We start from the raw sequence: 20,317 nt of genomic DNA, 5'->3' as shown, positions 1-20,317 counted from the left end.
GAGCTGAACAAGGTTGAGACTACCGCTCGCAATACACGGCCAACCCGAAGGTTGCCTCATCCAGCCCACCATAATTCAGGTGCACTAAAGCAGCACATAGAAAAACCGACTCACGTCGGCATCTATGTGCATTGCGAGAACGGGGTCTCAAACCCGACACTGTTTTTTGCAGTGCCGGGGTAGAGTAATTGGACCAGATGTTTTATTCAAGACAGAAAAGTATGGTTTTAGTATGAGGGAATGTGATCTGAGTCGTGTTTTCTGCTCGGGTCTGTTTCTGGCTGTTGATGATTGCTACATACAACACTTGGAAAGCAAATTTACCTCCCGCAGCGCGATGAAGCCGACGACAATAAACTCAAACTGGCCCCGGTTGAGCCGCTGACTATTGCAGTGTCCGGTGCAGATATGAGCGACCCGGACTTACTTCCGTTTGATGACTTCCCGCTGCATCTCACCCAGCCGCAATATGACGAGCTGTATTACCCGCAGCTGCTGGAAGCCTTTCTCGATGATTTATATACCCGGCTGACGGTGCGTGATGGCCGGGCGATTTCCCGCGAGGCGATGGTCGCCGGTTATGAAGAAGGGATGGCGCTGGCAGAGTCGCTGTTTCCGTCATCAGATTTGCTGGCCCGGCGCACCTTTGCGGTGTACCGCTTTCATTTAGGCGATGGTTATTATCGGCATCCGGAATTTGTCCGGCTGCGTAAATTTTATCCGCTGCGCGAGGCCACCGGTGAGTTTGATGATCGTTTCCGGGGCCGGGAGGATGAACTGGCCCCTTACCGCACCGCAGGCTGGCCGGAGAGTCTGATGGCGGATTCCCCCTCTGCAACTGACAATACGGAGTCCCAATGAACGAGACGGCACACGAACCGGCAGCAGCGCTGATGCGCACAGCGCCGACCCAAATCCCGCTGGCGGACTGGCAGGCGATGCTCAGTGAGCCGGGCTGGTTTCTGGTGGCGGAAGCCTCGGTCAATGATGATGTGATGATGTTTGCCGAAGCGCAGGATACGCCGGATAAAAACCGGCTGTTCTGGGGCGCGATGGGGGAGAAGAACGCTGCGCTGTCGCCGCACCTGCTGCGCCCGGAGTCGTTTGAATGGTTTGAAGAATATATCGCCACTCAGCCGCCGTGGGGGATGGCGGTGCGGCTGGACCCGTCGCTGCTGTCACAGCCCCCGGCGCAGCAGCTGGAGATGGTGCTGCGTCATCTGCGGGCGTGGACGCTGGTGGATTACCCGCAGGAAGGGACGATCATTTTGCGCATCAGTGACTGGGAGATATTCACCACCCTGTGGCAGGCAAGCGGCGAATTGAGCCGCCATCAGCTGCGCGGCCCGCTGGGCGCGGTGGCTTACTGGCAGCCGGGGGCAGAGACCGTGGATTATCTGGCCTTTGAGACCCCGCCGGATATTGCGCAGGCATCGACCATTGAGCTGCCGCTGGTGCTGACAGCGCCGCAGGATAAAGCGCTGACCATCCGCACGGAGCAGCAGCGCTACCGTCAATATCAGCAGCACCTGCAAACACACCACGGCGAAGAAACCGCAGACTGGGATGAAGCCCGGTTTGATGATTATTTATACACCCATCTCAGCCAGGCCAAATCGCACGGCTTTGGTGACCGTGTTGAGCAGCTGAAATACCTGACCCTGACGATTGCGGTGGGGGAGGATTTTATCACCCGGCCGTGGGCGCAGGAAATTCTGCGGGAGAATCAGGTGAAAGGACTGAAAGACCGGATAGACCGGCTGGTCGAACGGGGACTGAAAGCATTAGGAGAAGCGCATGATGAGGAGTCAGACGTCGTATGAGTAAGAGTAACCAGCAGAAACAAGCCGACATTCTGTCCAGTGTCGAGGCGGCTGAGCAGAATTTCTCCACCGATAAGGTGCTGGACTGTGGCTGCGTAAAATGCGGCTGTGAGCTGTTTATCCGCTATCACTATGACGATGACCAACCCATCGCCGGGGCAGAAGTGGTGCTGACCGACAGTAACAAAACGGAGGTGAGCGGCACCACAGATGACAACGGGCTGCTGAAGGTCAAAGACATGGGCTGCGGCGGGTATGATTTGATGCTCGGGGAGGGCAAAGACACCTTCAAGCCGGAAGATGCGATGGAGAACAATCCGGTATTGCAGAATAACCCCAAATATGCGGTGCTGGCGGGGGAATATTTTGCCCTGTATGCGACGCTCAACCGGGCGGGTTATCTGGAATATGATGCCAGTGACAGCTCGGATGATGAGATTGATATCGACCGCCACTGGATGAAAGGCAGCATTCCTGATGAATATGCGCCGGCGTATGACCGGTTTCAGGAATTAGTCAAAGAAATCAACCACGGCTCAAAAGACCTGCGCAAGGCAGTGAACAAGATTCACAGCAGTCTGGCGGGGGAAATGGCGGGTCTGGCGCATGACAACACGGCGATTCTGCTGTTTTGTGAGGTGGCGCTGGGGTTTGTGCCGGTGGTCGGTCAGGCGATGGATTTGTATGACCTGGGCTGCTGGGGCTGGGATACCTGCACCAAAGACGAGCTGGATTTCTGGCACTGGGCCGGTGGCGTGCTGGTGGTGATTGGCTTTATACCGGGGCTGGGGGATGCGACCAAAAAGACCGGTAAAACGATTATCGAAGCGCTGCAAAAGGCTGATTCGCGGGTGATTCAGAAGGCGATTAAAATCCTGCGCAGCCTGTCGAACGGCAATCTGGTCAAGTATCTGAAGAAGTTCGGCAGCACGCTGGATGAGTATGCGGGCAAAGCGAAGAAGCTGTTGCAGGAAATCATCGCCGGGCTGACGGATGCGGTGAACAAGAGCAACAACTGGGCGGTGGTGCTGATGAAAGATGCCTTCATGAAGCTTGTGGAGGCGATGAAAAAGCTGGAAAACAAAATCGATGAGATGACGGGGAAAATCAAGTCGAAAGTCGATGAGTTTGTGGACAAGGTGGTGACACACAAAACCGGCACGCCGTATAAGAAAAAGACCATGGAAACGCCGCAGAGCACCAATGCGGGCAAAGAGAATTACCATAAACGGGATGCCGACCAGGCTGAAGTGGAACGTCAGCATAAAGCGCAGCAGGACAAAGACGCCGGGAAGAAACAGGAGCCGACCCACGAGTGTAAGGAAGGCGGTGAGCCGATTGACCTGCTGACCGGGAAAATGTTTGAGCAGCGCACCGACTTTAGCGTGGCCGGACTGCTGCCGCTGGCGCATCAGCGCTATTATCACTCGGGTGGGCGGCGCTTTACCGGGCTGACCGGCAGTCAGTGGCGCAGTGGCTGGGACCGGTGCCTGACGATTGAAGGCAAAGAAGCGACCTTCACTGATATGGACGATAACCAGACGGTGTTTGACCTGCCATATCAGGATTTGCCGACCCGCTCGCCGCTGATGCCGCAGTGGGCGCTGCACCGGGGAAATTGTGGTGAGCTGATTTTAAAACACAAAGACGGGCTGCAATACTGGTTTGAGCATGCGGTCGGCAGTCAGCTGCGCCTGACCCGCATCCGTGATGCCTATGGTAACGAAAACGCCTTTTTGTATGAGCGCGGTACCCTCAAATGGGTGATGCTCAGCGACCAGCGCTTAGTGCAGGTCGAGACAGAGCGCAACCGTATCACGCGCATGACGCTGTGTGACTCACTGAAAAATCCGCTGCGTGAGCTGGTCAGTTTTGCCTATGACAAAGAAGGCCGCCTGACGCAGGTGCGGGGGGAGCCGGGCTGTAACTTCGATTATCAGTATGACAAAGCCGGGCAACTCATCCGCTGGAATGATTTGGCGAAAACCTGGGTCGAGCATGATTTTGATGACCGGGGCCGGGTGGTGGCAACCCGCTGCGCCGATGATTTGTGGGTCGACCAGCTGCGCTACGATGATGACAATCATATTCACTACTATAAAAGCGCCTTTGGCGGGGTGACGGCTTATCATCTCGATGCGCGAAATCTGCCATCAAAAATCATGGATGCCGAAGGCCATGAAACCACCCAGCAGTGGCAGGGGGATTTGCTGGTCAGTGAGACCAATGCACTGGGCGAAACCACCGCCTATACCCATGACGAATGGGGCAATGTGACCTCGGTGACCCTGCCGGACGGCACAGCGCACACTTATACCTATAACGACAAGGGCTGGCTGACGGCTTACACGAACCCGGCCGGGGCGCAGTGGCTGTATGAACATAATAAGCAGGGTGATGTGACCCAAATCACCGACCCGGACCGGCGGCAATGGCAATACACCTATACCTCAAACGGACTGCGCGAGTCGGTCACCGGACCGGACGGCAGCACCACCCGGTATCAGTACAACGGGCGCGGCCAGCTGACCCGGCTTGAACCGGCGACGGGATACGGGATGACGTTCCACTACGACGTACTGGACCGGCTGATGAAACGCGAGAGCGACAACAAGCAGGTGCGTCGCTGGTGTTACGACGGCAAACACAGCCAGCCGTCGCAGGTGATTTATGAAGACGGCACCACGGCCAGCTTCCGTTACGATATTGAAGGTAATCTGACTGAAGTCACCGATGCCCTCGGCCATACCCAGCGCTTTGAATATGGCGCTTTTGACCGGCTGAAATCGGTCACCGATGCGCTGGGTGCCACCACGTATTATCACTACAATGCGGAAGGTGAATTTGCCGGAGTAACCAACAGCAAGGGCGACCAGTGGTTGTATGAGTTCGATACACTGGGTCGAATCAGCACCGAACGTCATTACGACGGCCGCAAAGAGCAGTTCAGTTACGATCCGGCCGGGCGGATGGTGAAACGCACCAAACCGGACGGCCATCATTATCACTACCAGTACGACCCGTGCGGGCGTTTGCTGCAAGCGCAAAGCTTTGACCCTCACAACAATCCGACCGGTAAAAGCTGGTATGAATATGATGAAGCAGCACGGCTGAAATATGCAGAAAACGGCGATGCCTGGGTGGAGATGCAGTACAGCCCGGCGGGATTGCTGCTGAGTGAAAACCTCAACGGCACGCCGATCACCCATGAATACGATGCGGCGGGACGCCGGACACAGATGCAGGGCACTCAGACGGCCCGCGCGTATCAGTGGCAGCAGCAACAATTAATGCAGCTGCATATGGGTGAACATGACCCGCTGAAATTTGCTTATCATGCCAGTGGTCAGGAATCGGCCCGCACCAGTGAGGCCGGTTTTGGCCTGTTCCATGACTGGAGTGCGACCGGGCTGCTGACTCATCAGCGGTTGGGGGCGGGTTACGCCCAGGCCGGGCGCGGCACGGTGCTGCGGCAATATCAGTACGACGCGCTGGACCAGCTGACGGCGATTGAGGATAAACGCCGCGGCCACACCGAATTTACCCTCAACCCGAACGGGCAAATCAGTGCGGTGCGCCAGCGAAAATCGTGGGAAACCAAAGCCAGCTTTGTGCAGCTGTTTGGTTACGACAGCGAGCTGAACCTCAATGAAACCGGCACCGGCAGTGAATACTCGGGCAATGTTATTTCGATGGCCGATGAGCGGCTGAAACGACAAACCAAACAGTACGACAACGCCGGGCGGGTGGTTGAAACCGGGCGCTTCAAATACGTTTACGATGAATGCGGCCGGGTCACCACCAAAACCGAAAGCAAAGACGGTTTCCGGCCACAAACGACCCGGTTTATCTGGAATGATGAAGACCGGCTGACGCATATCGAGCTGCCGGACGGCACCCGTTACCGCTACCGCTACGACCCGTTCGGGCGCCGAATCGCCAAAGAATGCCTCAAAACCCAGACAGAAACGCATTACCTGTGGGATGGCAACACGGTGGTGCAGCAGAGCAAAATCACCGCTGACGGCACGCAGCTGCAAAGTACCGAATATCTCTATGAGCCGGACACCTTCCGCCCGCTGGCGCAAATTACCACCGACCATGACACAGGCCGGGAAAGGCTGCATTATATTGTCACCGACCATGCAGGCACGCCGCAGGAGCTATGCACCCCGGACGGGGAAATTCAGTGGCAGGGTGACCAGCATTTATGGGGCAAATACCAGCAGCAGCGTACCCAGGTCAACCGGGGTTATTTAGAGCAGGCAGTCAATGATGCGATCACCTGCGACCTGCGTTATCAGGGGCAGATAGAAGACAGGGAGTCCGGTCTCTATTATAATCTCAACCGTTATTTTGATTCAGACAGTGGTCAGTATTTGAGTCCTGATCCTATTGGGTTTGCGGGGGGACTGAGGCCGCAGGGATATGTGTTTAATCCGGTGGGTTGGGTTGATCCGTTGGGGCTATCTGATACTAGTCATGAGCAGAAAGTTGTCAAAGATGGAGTGTCTGGACGCCTTGCTCCTGATGATGATGCGAGTGGACCTCATACTGTCTACAAAAGGCATGGTAAAACTAAAGAAATTACTCACTATGCAGAGTACGGTAAGCCTAGTCATCCAAAAGATCCAAGAAAATGGGTTGAACAAAAAAGGTATGATGGTGGTGAATCACCAGCTCACTTCAATAAAGTAACAAAACAAGATGTTGGTACTCCGCATGTTCATGATCCGAAAACACCAGGTGGAGTTCGGCCTGCTAACCCGGAAGAAATACCAGGGAATAAATAGCTTATGTCATTAATTAAAAAAATTCAAAATTGGTATGTAAATCAATGTGATGGGGGTTGGGAGCATGAGTTTGGAATTACAATTGAATCACTGGATAATCCGGGGTGGAAAGTTGTAATTCCATTAGAAAGAACTTCATGTGAGAAGAAAGAATTTAATATTGTTGATATAGAACGGTCAGAAAACGATTGGATTCGGTGTGAAGTTAGAGATCTAAAATTCTATGGTTATGGTGGTTCTGAGAACCTTGAGGAGATAATGAGTATATTTATTAATTATGCCTATATAGAGTGATTTCTATCTATAGTGTTCAAGAAAGAAATGCTAGGATTTTTAATGGAAAATTTAAGAAAGAACTTTTTGGACAGACTTTACACTATTTTGCAAGAGGGTTATCAGCCCTCTGTCATTGCCAAATATGCATATGAGTTTTATCTAGACTATGATATTGACGATGAAAAGCTCGCGTATGTTGTTGACTATGTAAAAGGCATGGATGCAAGCCCTGAGTTTGAATTATCCCAATCTGAGTTAATTTCTTTTATTGGGGATAACCTCTGCTAAGAAAGATACGAGTCAATTCGCCCATGCTATAAATACCAAAAATGATCGAGACAGCCGGGATCACTATCCCGGCTGTTGACTCACTCAAACTCACTCCAGCGCCGCTTTTAACTGCGCCAGTTGCTCCCGCAATGCCTGCTCCTGCGGGCTGTCCGGGATGAGCACAATACAATCCCCGGCGATATTGACGGTAACCTGCGTGCCGGTCTCAAACCCGGCCTCGCGCAGCCATTTGCCTTTAAGATGAATATCCGGGGTGCTGGTATCGCCCCCGTTTGGGACGTACCCGACGATATAACGCCGCTGCGCTTTGGAAACCATAGAATGCGTGTTAGCCGGTTGTTGTCTTTTCATTATTATCGCCTCTCCTTCCTTACCCAGCCAGATATTCACGTTCTGATTCGGTGATCAAATTATGAATAAATACCTGAATCTGCCATAAATCCCGGTATTCAATCTGGGGATGACTGGAAAGAACGGCCTGCATCAACATCAGGTATTCGCGGGCTTTGAGGTGAATATTCAAGTCGGTGTCTTCAATATCTGATTTTTTGGCACTGAAGATCCGTTTTTCCTGTTCTGGAGTGAGTTTAGCGTGCTGGAAGTAGTTTGATTTAGGCATGATGACCTCCTTATAGATATGAGTGAGATTCACCAGCCAGAGGTACCAATCAATGGGTGGTGAACTGAACAAGGTTGGTACTACCGCTCTACAAGGATGACGGCCAGCCCGAAAGCTGCCTTGTCCAGCTCACCATAATTCAGATGTAGTGAAGCAGCATAGAAAACGCTGATGAAAAAGCCAGCGTTGTATACGCCTTGTAGATAGTCGGGGTACCAAACCCGTGAAGGTTAGAGGCGTCTGTCCTCTGTTCTTCTCTTCCCGGTTTTTCTCTATAATTCCAGATAGTTAATATGGGATTCATCAGAGGAGACAGAAAAATGTATCAGGGTTCATGTCTTTGTGGGGCTGTAAAATTCAGCGTCTCAGCAGATTTTATTTCGACAGATGCCTGTCATTGTGATCAGTGCAGAAAATGGACCGGCCATTTTCTGGCAAGTGCTGATATCCCGAGGGATTCACTGACAATTTCCGGGTCAGAATATATCACCTGGTATCAGTCATCAGAAAAAGTCCGGCGTGGATTCTGTACTCAGTGTGGCTCTTCTTTATTTTTTGACCCGCTTGATAAGGTCAAACACGCCTGGACATCGATTGCTCTGGGCGCTTTTAATAAACCAACACTTACTCATCTTGAACGCCATATATTTGTCGCAGAAAAGGGAGACTATTACGACATCAATGACGGCCTGCCACAGAATGATCATTAATTAAGACGAGGAAACTGATAGTGATTAAGGTCTGCGGCCCTTTGGGTTCATCTAAAAGCATCTAGTGATGATGAACGGTAATTTCTCCGCAGGCTCAGCCGCAGGAATTTCATGTTTCTGAACATTGGTAATTGGAGAACGCGATACGTCCCGGACAATTGTTTATGTGCTTATCAGAGGGGATTTGCCGGAGGAGATGGCTGACTTCAACAGAACTCAGGCTGCGCCACACCCTTATTCTTGATGAAGTCAGCCAAAAAGGTGACATGGTAGTGGAAAATAGCCTCCGGCAGGAACGGCGATGAAAGATAAGCACGTCCCCAGGTCAACAGACCCTAAAGATCGGAATAGGCAATATAACCGATTTGATACACTTCTCCGGTGTCTGTATGTTCTTCCGGCTCCTCGCCGGTTAACCAGTCTGCACCGATGGTTTTCCACTGAAAGAAATCTGTGCCCTGAACATCGTGGCGTGCGGAGCGGCAACTAATATGTGCAGCGCAGTGATGAGCCAGTGGCATGGTGACGTGACCCTCTGTATACCAGATATTGACGGCAGGACGAGCAAATTGATCACAGAGTGCTTTGAACCCCTCACTTTCCAGAAATGACTGCATCGCTTCATGATTGCGCCAAACATAAAATGGCGCATAGCTGTTCACTTTTGCCGGGTATGTCTCTGAATCTTTTCGTGAGTATAAATACGCTTTGAAAAATAACCCCGGATAATCGTTTAATAAGTGGCCTTTATCCCTGATTCTGGACTCAATTTGTTCCATGGGATAATCAGCAGGCAAGATAATTTTGTATTGCATTGCAATCATCGTCTGTCTCCTTCGAATTACCGGATGGTTCGGTTTTTGATTCTTGTCAGCGCAGATACAGCAGCTGGCCAGCCAGCATAAAAAGCCAGATGGGTGCATAATTCGGTCAGTTCACTGGTCGTGATGCCATTGTTTTCTGCATGCTGAATATGAAAATCAAGTTGCTCAAAGCGGCCCAGAGAGAGCAGGGAAGAAATGGTCACGAGGCTTCTCTCCCGTGGTGAAAGCTCTGCCCGTTGCCAGATGTCGTCATACAGCACATGCTCAGTCAGTTCTTTAAATTTGGGTGCAAGATCAAGCATGTTGAGTTCATTTTTGATATTTTTCCCTGCCATGATGGTTCCTCTTTAAGCTGGAGTCGCTATAATGGCATGCAAATATTGTATTGAAAATCAAAACATATTGAATTGTTAGTCCTGAATTTTGGGATGGTTGAAAAATGAAAGAACCGGTTTTAGATCTTTACGCATTAAAGACTTTTGTTCTTGGTATCGAGCTTGGCAGTTTTGCGCTGGCTGCTAAACGACAGAATAAATCAACATCTGCGGTGAGTGCTCAGTTAAAAAAGCTGGAGCAGCAAACTAATGCTGTACTGGTCTGTAAAAGTGGTCGCTCTTTGCTGCCGACTGCACAGGGAGAACAGTTGCTCCAATACGCCAGAAAAATGCTGGCACTGAATGATGAAGCACTGGAAATGTTAAACCGTCTGGATTTAAAAGGGGCTGTTCGTCTTGGATTTCAGGAAGATTTTTCTGCCAATATACTGACCCGTAGTCTGAGCCGGTTTATGAAAGTGAACCCGGATGTTCAGCTTGAGACAGAGGTTAATAAATATCGGCCGCTCATCAATTCTGTTTTACAGGGACGTTTAGATGTATGTGTGACCTGGCAGGGCGGAGAGGATAGTCGGTATCAGGAAAAAATTGCAGAAACGCCGATGCACTGGATTGCCTCCCCGGATTTTCCATTGCAATCCTTTCTGGAGCATCAACAACCGCTGCCTCTGGTGGTTGTGGAGCCCAACTGCTTCTTTAAACAGCAAGCGATCAGGCAACTGGAAGCACACGGCATTCGCTGGCAGGTCGTCTGTCAGAGTCAGAGTCTGGCCGGGATCTGGCCTGCGGTTGCATCTGGTATCGGGGTGACGGTAAGAACAGAAACCGGGATGCCAGAATCGCTGATAACAATTGATGAATCCTTACCAGCACTGGATCAGATTGGTATTGTGATTCACCGGATAAAAGAGATACCGGATTCATTGTGTGAAAATATGATTGCTTTAGTGAAAGAGATTTTCTCCGGTGGTTAACATGATTAAAGTGTCTGTCCCCGCAAGCCGTTTGCCATATAATTGATGAGCTATTGTAAATAACCGGAGAAAAAATATGTATTTAGTCCCATTAAAAGTGCCTGCTGGGTGGGAAGTGAAGTGGAACCATTTCTATGATATCCGTGCTGAAGATCAGAGACTTGAAGATGGTCTGATTGATTATCCGTTTTGCGAGGACATGCTTTATATGACTCATCAGGGTCGTATGCGGGCGATTGATTTAGGCTGGTATCCAGAGTGTGACCCGGAAGGTGCATATCATCTTATTTTACTTCAGGGGCATCTTGAAATTCCGGAATTCACTCATCAGGTCAAACAGTCTGTAACCAGAAAAATCGGAGGACAGTCTCTTGTGTACCGGTTGGAAAAACAGATTATTTATGATTTTGAACACCCGGTTAAGTCGTTTCAATCCAAAGATATTTATCAGGTTCAGGCGCAGATCGATGTTTTTTTATCTTGTGAATAATCGCAGAGTTTAGTCTATATATTTCATGTCATATAAATCGTGTGTGAAATTTTATTTGAATTCACACTCAAAAATTATCGTGATAAATTAATATTTTTTATTGTTTTACTCAGATAATTTAATCTTTTGATTATCTCCTTATTTTTGATTATATACTCTAATTTATGATGTATATTTATTTTAATGTTTAAATAATGTTAAATTTATTTCAAATAGATTGATTTGGTCTGTTTGGTCATCTTTCATGGTTTTTGAGGATAGGATGATAATCATTTCAGTAGAGATATCAGATATCTATATATTCAAACTTTTTAATTTAAGTTATTGAATTAAATGGTTATTTTTAATTTTTAATTTTGTGATCCGTGCTAAAAATATTTGTGGTTTTTATACTTAATAAATTTAATATTGATATTGATCGAATAATATTTAAAATTTATTTTTATATTTGTTATTGTAATGTCATATTTAATATGAAGTTTTTTGTTTTAAAGTAATTACTTTATTTTTATTGGTCTATTATTAGTTTTAATAATATCTCTCTCTGTTGTCTGTGCTTGTATTGATGTGTACAATCGATTTCACTTGGTTACCATTTTTATATTAATTCTATTTTTTAATACTAATTATAAAAATGCCAGATGATAATTTTTGGTAATCAGGTTTAATCATTTTCTGGTTATTTCTTTGGATGCAAAATTACCATTTTGGTAATGATCATTTCGCACGCCTTTTATTTATCGATTCACACTATTCAAAATAATCTGACAATCATTGTTCGTAGTAGGTATATTTTATGTATAATAATATTTATTGTGATAATAAACAGACAGAACCGCTCAATTATCCATTATCAATGGCCCAACGTGGCATTTGGTTTTCTCAGGAAGTGAACCCTGATGCTGCAGCTCAGGTGTACAAAATCGCCGAATATCTTGAAATCCCCGGAGCGATTGATGTCGCTGTTTTTGAGCAGGCTGTTCGCCAGGCAGTACAGGAAACCGAATCACCTCACTTTGTATTTCAGCCTTCAGCAAGTGGTCCGGTTCAGTCTTTCAAACCCGTCGCAGACTGGACATTTCCGGTTGTCAGCTTCTGTGCTGAAGCCGATCCGGAAGCCGCAGCCAGAGCATGGATTGATAAATTTCTGGCACAACCTTTTGATTTGGAAAACGGGCCGCTCTACAGTTTTGCTTTGCTCCGGATTAGCCCGGACAAATTCTGGTATCAACCCTGTTTTCATCATCTGGTGATGGATGGATTTGGTGGTGCGGTTTTTTCTGCACGGGTGGCCGAAATTTATAATGCGTTGATTCAGGGAGACAAGCCGCCAGCTTGTGTGATGATGCCGGTCAAAGAGGCACTGGAAGTACAGCAAGCCTACCAGAATTCGAAACAATTTCAGCGGGATCGCCAATACTGGCTGGAGCAGCTTGAACATCGTCCTGCGCCAGTGAGTCTTTGCCGGCAGCAGGCTGAGTGTGCTGCTGTTATCCGCAAGCTGGATTTTTTACCGGCTCAGACCACGGAGAAACTGCGGCGTCTGGCACAGCACTATAAAGCGGGCCTGCCTCAGTTGCTGGTGACACTCATTGCGATGTATTTACACCGGATGACCGGGGAAGACGATTTAATGATTGGCTTTCCTGTAACGGGCCGGGGCAGCAGGGCTTTACGTTCATTTCAGGGGATGGTGTCTAATGTGTTACCGCTGCGGTTGATGGTTGATCCTGCGGCAACGCTGGCGGATTTGCTTGAGCAGGTTCAGCGCCGGATTTTGGGCATGGTTCGCCACCAAAGTTATCGGGGTGAAAGTCTGGTAACGGATCTGGGGCTTATCGCGGAAAACAGTTCACTGTATTCAACGGTGATCAATATCCTGCCCTTTGAATATCCGATGACATTTGGCGGTTTACCGGTGACCGGCACCAATCTCAGCCTGGGTCCGATCAATGATATGTCTTTCAATCTGTTTGATCGGGGTGAAGAGCATGGTTTGGCATTGTGTATCGATGCGAATACCGCACTTTATGATGAAGCCACGGTTTTCTCTCACTTCAACCGGCTGATGTGTTTTTTAAATGAAGCGGTGCTGGCTGGCGAAGAAACCCGGATTCAGGATTACCCCTTACTGACAGACGAAGAGCGTTCTCTGATTCTGACCCGGTGGAATCATGAACCGATCAGTTTGCAACCGGAGTCTTGCGTACACCGGATGTTTGAAAAGCAGGCGGCTTTACATCCCGAACTGACAGCCGTTGTGCATGATGGCCGCATGATGCAATATTGTGAGCTGAATGCCAAAGCGAACCAGCTGGCTTATTTTCTGCGGCTTTCCGGTATCGGGCCTGATAAGCGTGTGGCACTCTGCTTTGACCGCGGGCCTGATCTGTTGATTGCGATGCTGGCGACCCTGAAAGCCGGTGGTGGATACATCCCGCTTGATCCGGCTTATCCGTCTGAACGGTTACAGTTCATACTGAGCGATGCACAGCCTGATGTATTGCTTTCCGATGACACGGTGAACTGGCGTGAGCGGCCTGAAGCTATCGCTGACCTGCAATGGCTCAATGTCAAAACAGATGCTTTTTTGTGGGCTCAGCTGCCCTCAGATAACCTGTCGCAAATCCGGGTCAAACCTGAAAACCTCGCGTATATTATTTACACATCCGGCTCAACCGGTACGCCGAAAGGGGTCATGATCGAACATCGCAATCTGGTGAATCTGATTCACTGGCATAACGAAGCATTTGAGGTACATCTGGGGACCTGTACGTCGGCTGTTGCCGGGCTGGGATTTGATGCAACCGTCTGGGAATTATGGCCGCCGCTTTGTGCGGGCGCGACTCTGTTTTTGCCTTCGCTGGCCATATCGCGCGATCCGGATCAGCTGCTTCAGTGGTGGATGTCTCAGCCGGTTGAAGTCAGTTTTCTGTCGACACCGGTGGCGGAGCTGGCTTTTGCCCGTCAACTGATGCCGCCTCAGCTGCGTGTCCTTTTAGTGGGAGGGGATCGTTTGAATCGCTCGCCACAGGCCAATACACCATTCTCACTGGTGAATAACTATGGTCCGACAGAAACCACTGTGGTGGCGACTTCGGGTGTGATTGCGCCGGGGCAGCCGGTTCTGGATATTGGTCGTCCGGTTGGCAATACCCGGATTTATATTTTGGATGACCGCCAGCAGCTGGTTCCACCGGGTGTGACCGGGGAAATCTATATCGGTGGTGCCGGGGTTGCCCGTGGTTATGTGAATCTGCCACAACAGACGGCGGAGCGCTTTTTAACCGATCCGTTTTCGGACCAGCCTGACGCCCGGATGTATCGCAGCGGCGATCTGGCCCGATGGCAGGCCGACGGGACGATTGAATATCTGGGACGAAATGACAGTCAGGTGAAAATTCGTGGTTTCCGGATTGAGCTGGGAGAAATCAGTACCGCGCTTCAGTCTTTCACCGGGATTCAAAATGCCGTGGTCACTGTCACGGAAAATCCTGCCCGGCAGAAACGTTTGATTGCTTATTATACCCGTCATCAGGGAGCTGACATCAGCAATGAATCACTGAAAGCGCACCTGAGTGCTTTGTTGCCTGATTACATGGTGCCGGCAGCCTATGTCGCTCTGCAACAGATGCCACTGACAGCCAATGGTAAGGTGAACTACCGGGCATTACCGGCACCGGATGAAGCCGCATTTATCCATCAGGTTTATGCCGCGCCGGAAACCGTGCAGGAGCAGCAACTGGCACAGATGTGGCAATCGTTGCTTGGGGTGGAGAAAATCGGTCGTCACGATCACTTTTTCGAACTTGGCGGCCATTCTTTGCTGGCGGTTCAGCTGATGGAACAACTGCGGCAGGCCGGTTATCACCTTGCAGTGAAAGCATTATTTGATTATCCGGTGCTCTCTGAGCTGGCGGTGCAGCTGACTCAGGCCAGCCGGGCAGAGCCGGTGGTGCCGGAGAACCTGATTCCTGCCGGTTGCCGGCAGATTACACCGGACATGTTGCCGCTGATTGATTTAACACAGGCAGACATTGACACGATAGTCACGGCAGTTCCCGGTGGCGCAGCAAACGTTCAGGATATTTATCCGCTGGCCCCCTTACAGGAAGGTATTTTATTCCACCATATGTTGCTGGAAACCGGCGACCCTTACATCACACGGGTCATTCAGGCATTTCCCGACAAACATCAGCTGGATCAATTCACACAAGCGCTGCAGTCTGTGGTGCACCGGCATGATATTTTACGGACCAGTCTGGTCTGGGAAGGGGTATCACAACCGGTTCAGGTTGTCTGGCGGGAAGCGCCGCTTCATGTGATGACACTGGATATTGATGCAGATGATGTTGCAACGGTATTGCAGCGACAATTTGATCCGGCAATCATCCGGCTGAACATTCGTCAGGCGCCGATGATAGAAGCGTATCAGGTGGCTGACCCGGCTCATAACCGGTGGCTGTTATGTTTGCTGATGCACCATTTGTGTATGGACCATACCACGCTCGAACTGATGCTCGAAGAAGTGAATGCACATTTGCTTCATCAGGCTGAGCTGCTGCCGGATCCATTACCGTTCCGCAATTTTGTGATGCAAAGCCGGGCGAATAACCATCCGGAACGTCAGGCTGAGTATTTCAGCCAATACCTCGGAGATATCGACGAACCGTCGTTACCCTTTGGCCTGACCGATGTGCAGGGAGACGGGCAACAGGTACATGAGTTAAATTTACCGCTCGATGATGATCTCAGTCAGCGGTTGCGGGAACAGGCCCGGCTCAAACGCGTCAGTACCGCCAGTCTGTTTCATCTGGCCTGGGGGATGGTGGTGCGCGCTGCCACCGGCCGGGATGATGTTGTATTTGGTACGGTGTTGTTTGGCCGGATGTCGGCAGGAGATGGTGCTGACCGCGTGTTGGGGATGTTCCTGAATACGCTGCCGGTCCGGTTGTCACTGAAAGATCTGAAGGTTGAGGAGGCTTTGAGCCAGACGCATCAGCGACTGGCTGAGCTGCTTGAACATGAACATGCCTCTTTGTCGCTTGCACAACAGTGCAGTGGGGTTGCTGCGCAGAGTCCGCTGTTTAACAGTCTCATCAACTATCGCTACAATGGCGGCAGTCAGCAGCTCTCGCTGGATGCGATGCAGATGGATATCGTGTTTACGGAAGAGCGTACAAACTACCCGCTGACAGTGTCAGTCAACGATAATCCGCATCAGGGCTTTACACTGGATATTCAGGTGGATGAACGGGTAGGTTGCGAGCGGGTGGGTGCCATGATGATGAAAGCACTGGTTCAGCTGGTGACTGTCCTTGAAAGCGCGGTCCTTGAAACCGATGTTGTTCTTGAAACCGATATTGTTCTTAAAACCGATGTCCCTGAAACTGAGCCGGCGGGCTTATTACATACACTCAATGTGCTGCCGGATGATGAATATCAGCGCGTCGTCTACGGCTTCAATCAAACTGCGCAAGCCTGTTCCGGCAGACCTTTCGTGCATCAGTTATTTGAAATGCAGGCTGCACAGCGTCCGGATGCGGTGGCGGTTTCCTGTGACGTGCAGCAGCAGACTTACCGGGTGTTGAATGCTCAGGCGAACCGTTTGGCGCATTATTTGCGAAACCTGGGTGTCGGACCTGAAAAGCGGGTGGCGTTGTGTCTGGACCGGGGAACCGATCTGGTGATTGCGATGCTGGCAACACTCAAAGCCGGGGGCGGCTATGTGCCGCTGGACCCGACTTATCCGCCGGAGCGTTTGCAATATATTTTGTCTGACAGCGCGCCTGATGTCGTGATCTCTGACGGGATGGTGAATCCGGATGATTTGGTCGGAGACAGTCACCATTTCCGGTTAATTCATATTAAACAGAACGCCCCGTTATGGGCTGATTTGCCGGACCAGAACCTGTCCTGTCATGAATTAAAGCCTGACAATCTTGCCTATGTGATCTACACATCCGGCTCGACCGGACAGCCAAAAGGTGTGATGGTTGAACACCACAACTTAGTGAATCTGGTGCACTGGCACAATCAAAGTTTTGAGGTGACTTCAGAGACAACGGCATCCGCTGTGGCCGGGGTTGGATTTGATGCGACAGTGTGGGAAATCTGGCCGCCTTTGTGTGTGGGAGCCCGTTTGGTGATGCCTTCACTGGCGGTATCACGTAATCCTGAACAGCTGCTGAACTGGTGGATGGCACAACCCATTGAGGTCGGATTTTTATCGACGCCGGTTGCGGAGCTGGTGCTGAACCGGAAACTGAAGCACCCGACGCTGAAAACACTGCTGGTTGGTGGGGATAAACTGAACCGGCATCCTGAACCGGACACCGGATTTACACTGATTAATAACTATGGGCCGACGGAATGTACCGTTGTGGCAACCTCCGGAGCGGTGACTTGTGATGACACGGTATTGCATATCGGCCGGCCGGTTACCAATACTCAGATTTATATCCTCGATGAACATTTGCAGCCGGTGCCTGCCGGCGTGAAAGGTGAACTCTATATCGGTGGAAACGGGGTCGCCAGAGGGTATATCAACCGGGAAGACTTCACGGCAGAACGCTTTATCAGGGACCCGTTTTCATCTCAGCCCAATGCCCGGATGTACCGGACGGGAGATTTAGGATGCTGGCGGGATGACGGGACGATTGAGTATCTCGGACGGAATGATATGCAGGTGAAAATCCGCGGATACCGGATTGAGCTGGGCGGCATTGGCGCGCGTTTGTGTCAGTGTGATGGTGTTGAAGAGGCTGAAGTGATCGTCCATCAGACGTCAGCCGGCCACCCGCGTCTGATTGCTTACTATGTGGGTGAAGCGGAGATTGCATCTGTCAGGGATTATGCGGTGGCGCATTTACCGGATTACATGATCCCGGCTGCATTGATTCTGATGGCGGAAATTCCTTTAACTGCCAACGGTAAAATCGATCGCAAAGCGCTGCCGGAACCTGATGATTCAGATTATGTGACCCAAGCGTATGAAGCACCGCAAGGGGAGACGGAAGAAGCCTTAGCAGCTATCTGGCAGCGTTTGCTCGGAGTAGAAAAAGTCGGCCGTCAGGATAATTTCTTTGATTTGGGTGGGCACTCGATGCTGGCGGTGCAGATGATTAATGAAGCGCAGAATGCCGGGCTGGATCTGTCGCTGTCGACACTCTTTGCCGCGCCCTGTTTAAGCGAACTGGCCGTTGAGATGTATTCCAAATCCGCACGGGATGAGCAGGTTATTACGTTCCGGGCTGCCACTGGCAACCAGCGGCCGCTGTTTATTATTCCTGAAGCAAGCGGGGAGATGCTGTACGGGACTTTACTGACCTCTTACATTGATGCGGACATCCCGGTTTATGGCTTGGTGGCTCCGGATCGGGAACTTCCGGTATTTACGACCTTAGAAGGTGCGGCTGCCCGTTACGTTGAGATTATCCGGAAGACTCAGCCACAGGGGCCTTACCGGATTTTTGGCTGGTCGTTTGGGGGCACACTGGCCTGGGAAGTTGCGGCTCAGTTACTCGGACAGGATCAGGAAATTGAGTTTTTCGGCTTGCTGGATACGCTGGCGGTGTTACCGCCGATTCACCGGATTGAAGCTGATAAACAACAGCAGCGCCCGGAAGAAGAACGGCTGTTCCTGATGAGTCAGGAAGTCTTTGATGGTCTGGCATTTGATATTCATGGCTTTGTTGACAATGACGATCAGGATTCAGCATCAGAGAAGCGCTGGCAGGATTATTACTATCAGGCCCGGCAGATGGGGATTCTGCCATCAGGCTGGACGGATGATTATTACCGTCGCTGGCTGCTTCACCGCGAAGGACTGCTGAGAGCTGATTACCGGGTGAGGACACTTCCCGTTCATATTGATGTATTTATCGCGGATGAACGTCCGGCGGGTGAAAGTCCTGAAGTGTTGCGTTATCTCGGGTGGGACCGGGTGCTGCCTGTGGAGAATATCCGGATGATTCCTGTCCCCGGTAATCATTACCGGCTGGTCAAAGAGCCCTATGTGGGACATGTTGGCAAAGCGATTTCAGAAGCCGTGAAAGCCCGGACAACCATTGCGCCGGCCTGTTCGCAAAAACAATCCTATCCGTATGTTGTTTTGCAGATTGGACATTTATTGGAGAGCGGGCCAGCGCAGGGACATTTACAGCAGCCCACACTATTGTGTTTTCCCGGAGAAGGTGAAGAAGCCGATTCGCTGACGGATGTGGTGACGCCTCCGGGCGGAGACTGGAATGTCATGGCGGTTCAGCCACGGGGCTTACAGTACAGAGAAGTGCCACATACCTGTATTGCGTCAGCGGCGGCTTATTATCAGCGCTATGTGTATCAGCGTCTGCTGACCGGCCCGCTTCATCTGCTGGGGTATGGCCGGGGGAGTCTGGTTGCCATGACACTGGCCGCACTGTTGCAGGCGGATGATATTCCCGTTGCATCACTGACATTACTCGATCCGCCTCTTCCGGCTGAGGCCGGCAGTCACCGGGAATATACCGATGTTGAGGTCATCATGCAGCTGGTTGCTTTATTTGAAGCCCGCAGCGGCAGGCCGTCAGAGGTGGAGGCGCAGACTATCGCTGATTTGCCTTTATCTGAACGGATAGCATGGGTGTATCGTCACCTGTTCATCCGGGATATGCTGCCGTCATCCTGTCACCGGAGCGAATTTGAACAGATTTACCGTTTATTTGCTGCCCAAATCCGCGCCGTTTATCAGCCGGTGAGCCTGTCAGGCATTCCTGTAAACCTGATTGTGTCAGAAGATGGCGGGCAGGCCGCAGCACAGTTCTGGCAGCAGCGGCTTTCTCAGAGTCGCGTCTTGCTGAGCCACAGAAATGAACGGGGACAGGTGATGTTACCGGAAACGCAGTTACTGACCGGTACTCATGATCAGGATTGTGTGAAACAGCCGGAATAATCCCAATCTGGAAAATAAACAGATCATCTGGATGTGTCTGGTGGGGCAAACATACAAGGGCATGGATGCCCTTGTTAAAGCGCCTTTCTTATCAACGAAAAGGGATGGCTTGAGCGGTTTGCGGAACCAGATATATCCAGATCAGAAAATGACTTAGAATGGTATAATCCACTGAACAGATTTCAGTATGCGTCATGGCGAGCCCCGGCCATGATATGTATCTCAGCCATCTCAGGAGACAGGATTCGCC

General features: G+C 50.6%; 13 protein-coding genes. 9 read left to right on the top strand and 4 right to left on the bottom strand.

Annotated features, from left to right (window positions below):
- Positions 1-291 precede the first annotated feature (291 nt).
- Genes OCV29_RS22385 through OCV29_RS22365 form a run of 5 tightly spaced genes read left to right on the top strand, consistent with a single transcriptional unit; the run spans position 292 to position 7,180 of the window.
- Positions 292-861: a hypothetical protein gene (locus OCV29_RS22385; RefSeq protein ID WP_073606128.1), complete on the top strand. Its 570-nt coding sequence runs from the start codon at positions 292-294 to the stop codon at positions 859-861.
- Complete coding sequence (locus tag OCV29_RS22380) at positions 858-1,823, top strand: DUF4123 domain-containing protein (protein WP_073606127.1); 966 nt, start codon at positions 858-860, stop codon at positions 1,821-1,823. The genes OCV29_RS22385 and OCV29_RS22380 overlap by 4 nt, the downstream gene beginning before the upstream one ends.
- Complete coding sequence (locus OCV29_RS22375) at positions 1,820-6,616, top strand: DUF6531 domain-containing protein (RefSeq protein ID WP_261887407.1); 4,797 nt, start codon at positions 1,820-1,822, stop codon at positions 6,614-6,616. The genes OCV29_RS22380 and OCV29_RS22375 overlap by 4 nt, the downstream gene beginning before the upstream one ends.
- 3 nt (positions 6,617-6,619) lie before the next feature.
- On the top strand, positions 6,620-6,910 hold the full coding sequence (locus tag OCV29_RS22370) for an immunity 53 family protein (RefSeq protein ID WP_073602822.1): 291 nt from the start codon (positions 6,620-6,622) through the stop codon (positions 6,908-6,910).
- Positions 6,911-6,952: 42 nt separating this feature from the next.
- Complete coding sequence (locus OCV29_RS22365) at positions 6,953-7,180, top strand: hypothetical protein (RefSeq protein WP_073602823.1); 228 nt, start codon at positions 6,953-6,955, stop codon at positions 7,178-7,180.
- A gap of 90 nt (positions 7,181-7,270) precedes the next feature.
- On the opposite strand, the gene OCV29_RS22360 is transcribed toward OCV29_RS22365, so the two are convergent.
- Positions 7,271-7,534, bottom strand: a complete 264-nt coding sequence (locus tag OCV29_RS22360) for a SymE family type I addiction module toxin (RefSeq protein WP_073602824.1) — start codon at positions 7,532-7,534, stop codon at positions 7,271-7,273.
- Positions 7,535-7,553: 19 nt separating this feature from the next.
- Positions 7,554-7,802, bottom strand: a complete 249-nt coding sequence (locus OCV29_RS22355; protein WP_073602825.1) for a hypothetical protein — start codon at positions 7,800-7,802, stop codon at positions 7,554-7,556.
- Between the two features lie 320 nt (positions 7,803-8,122).
- On the opposite strand from OCV29_RS22355, the gene OCV29_RS22350 reads away from it, so the two are divergent.
- Entirely contained in the window at positions 8,123-8,512 is a 390-nt protein-coding gene (locus tag OCV29_RS22350; protein WP_073602826.1) for a GFA family protein, read from the top strand.
- Positions 8,513-8,847: 335 nt separating this feature from the next.
- Here OCV29_RS22350 and OCV29_RS22345 read toward each other — a convergent pair whose 3' ends face one another.
- Together OCV29_RS22345 and OCV29_RS22340 are read right to left on the bottom strand one after the other, a co-directional pair.
- Positions 8,848-9,336, bottom strand: a complete 489-nt coding sequence (locus OCV29_RS22345) for a DUF4865 family protein (protein ID WP_073602827.1) — start codon at positions 9,334-9,336, stop codon at positions 8,848-8,850.
- 17 nt (positions 9,337-9,353) lie between these two features.
- Positions 9,354-9,671: a carboxymuconolactone decarboxylase family protein gene (locus tag OCV29_RS22340; RefSeq protein WP_073602828.1), complete on the bottom strand. Its 318-nt coding sequence runs from the start codon at positions 9,669-9,671 to the stop codon at positions 9,354-9,356.
- A gap of 104 nt (positions 9,672-9,775) precedes the next feature.
- Between OCV29_RS22340 and OCV29_RS22335 the strand changes: the two genes are divergently transcribed.
- The 3 genes from OCV29_RS22335 (at position 9,776) to OCV29_RS22325 (ending at position 20,067) form a co-directional block, all read left to right on the top strand.
- Complete coding sequence (locus OCV29_RS22335) at positions 9,776-10,645, top strand: LysR substrate-binding domain-containing protein (RefSeq protein ID WP_073602829.1); 870 nt, start codon at positions 9,776-9,778, stop codon at positions 10,643-10,645.
- 76 nt (positions 10,646-10,721) lie between these two features.
- Positions 10,722-11,135 (top strand): hypothetical protein, encoded by a 414-nt coding sequence (locus OCV29_RS22330; protein WP_073602830.1) that lies wholly within the window; start codon positions 10,722-10,724, stop codon positions 11,133-11,135.
- 796 nt (positions 11,136-11,931) lie between these two features.
- The gene (locus OCV29_RS22325) at positions 11,932-20,067 is read left to right on the top strand and encodes a non-ribosomal peptide synthetase (protein ID WP_073602831.1); all 8,136 of its coding nucleotides are present in this window, start codon (positions 11,932-11,934) and stop codon (positions 20,065-20,067) included.
- The last annotated feature ends 250 nt before the right edge of the window (positions 20,068-20,317 follow it).

This window comes from Vibrio aerogenes, from assembly GCF_024346755.1.
Classification (GTDB): Bacteria; Pseudomonadota; Gammaproteobacteria; order Enterobacterales; family Vibrionaceae; genus Vibrio; species Vibrio aerogenes.
Note: the sequence above shows the minus strand (reverse complement) of the source record. Positions and strands in the feature narration are given on the sequence as shown.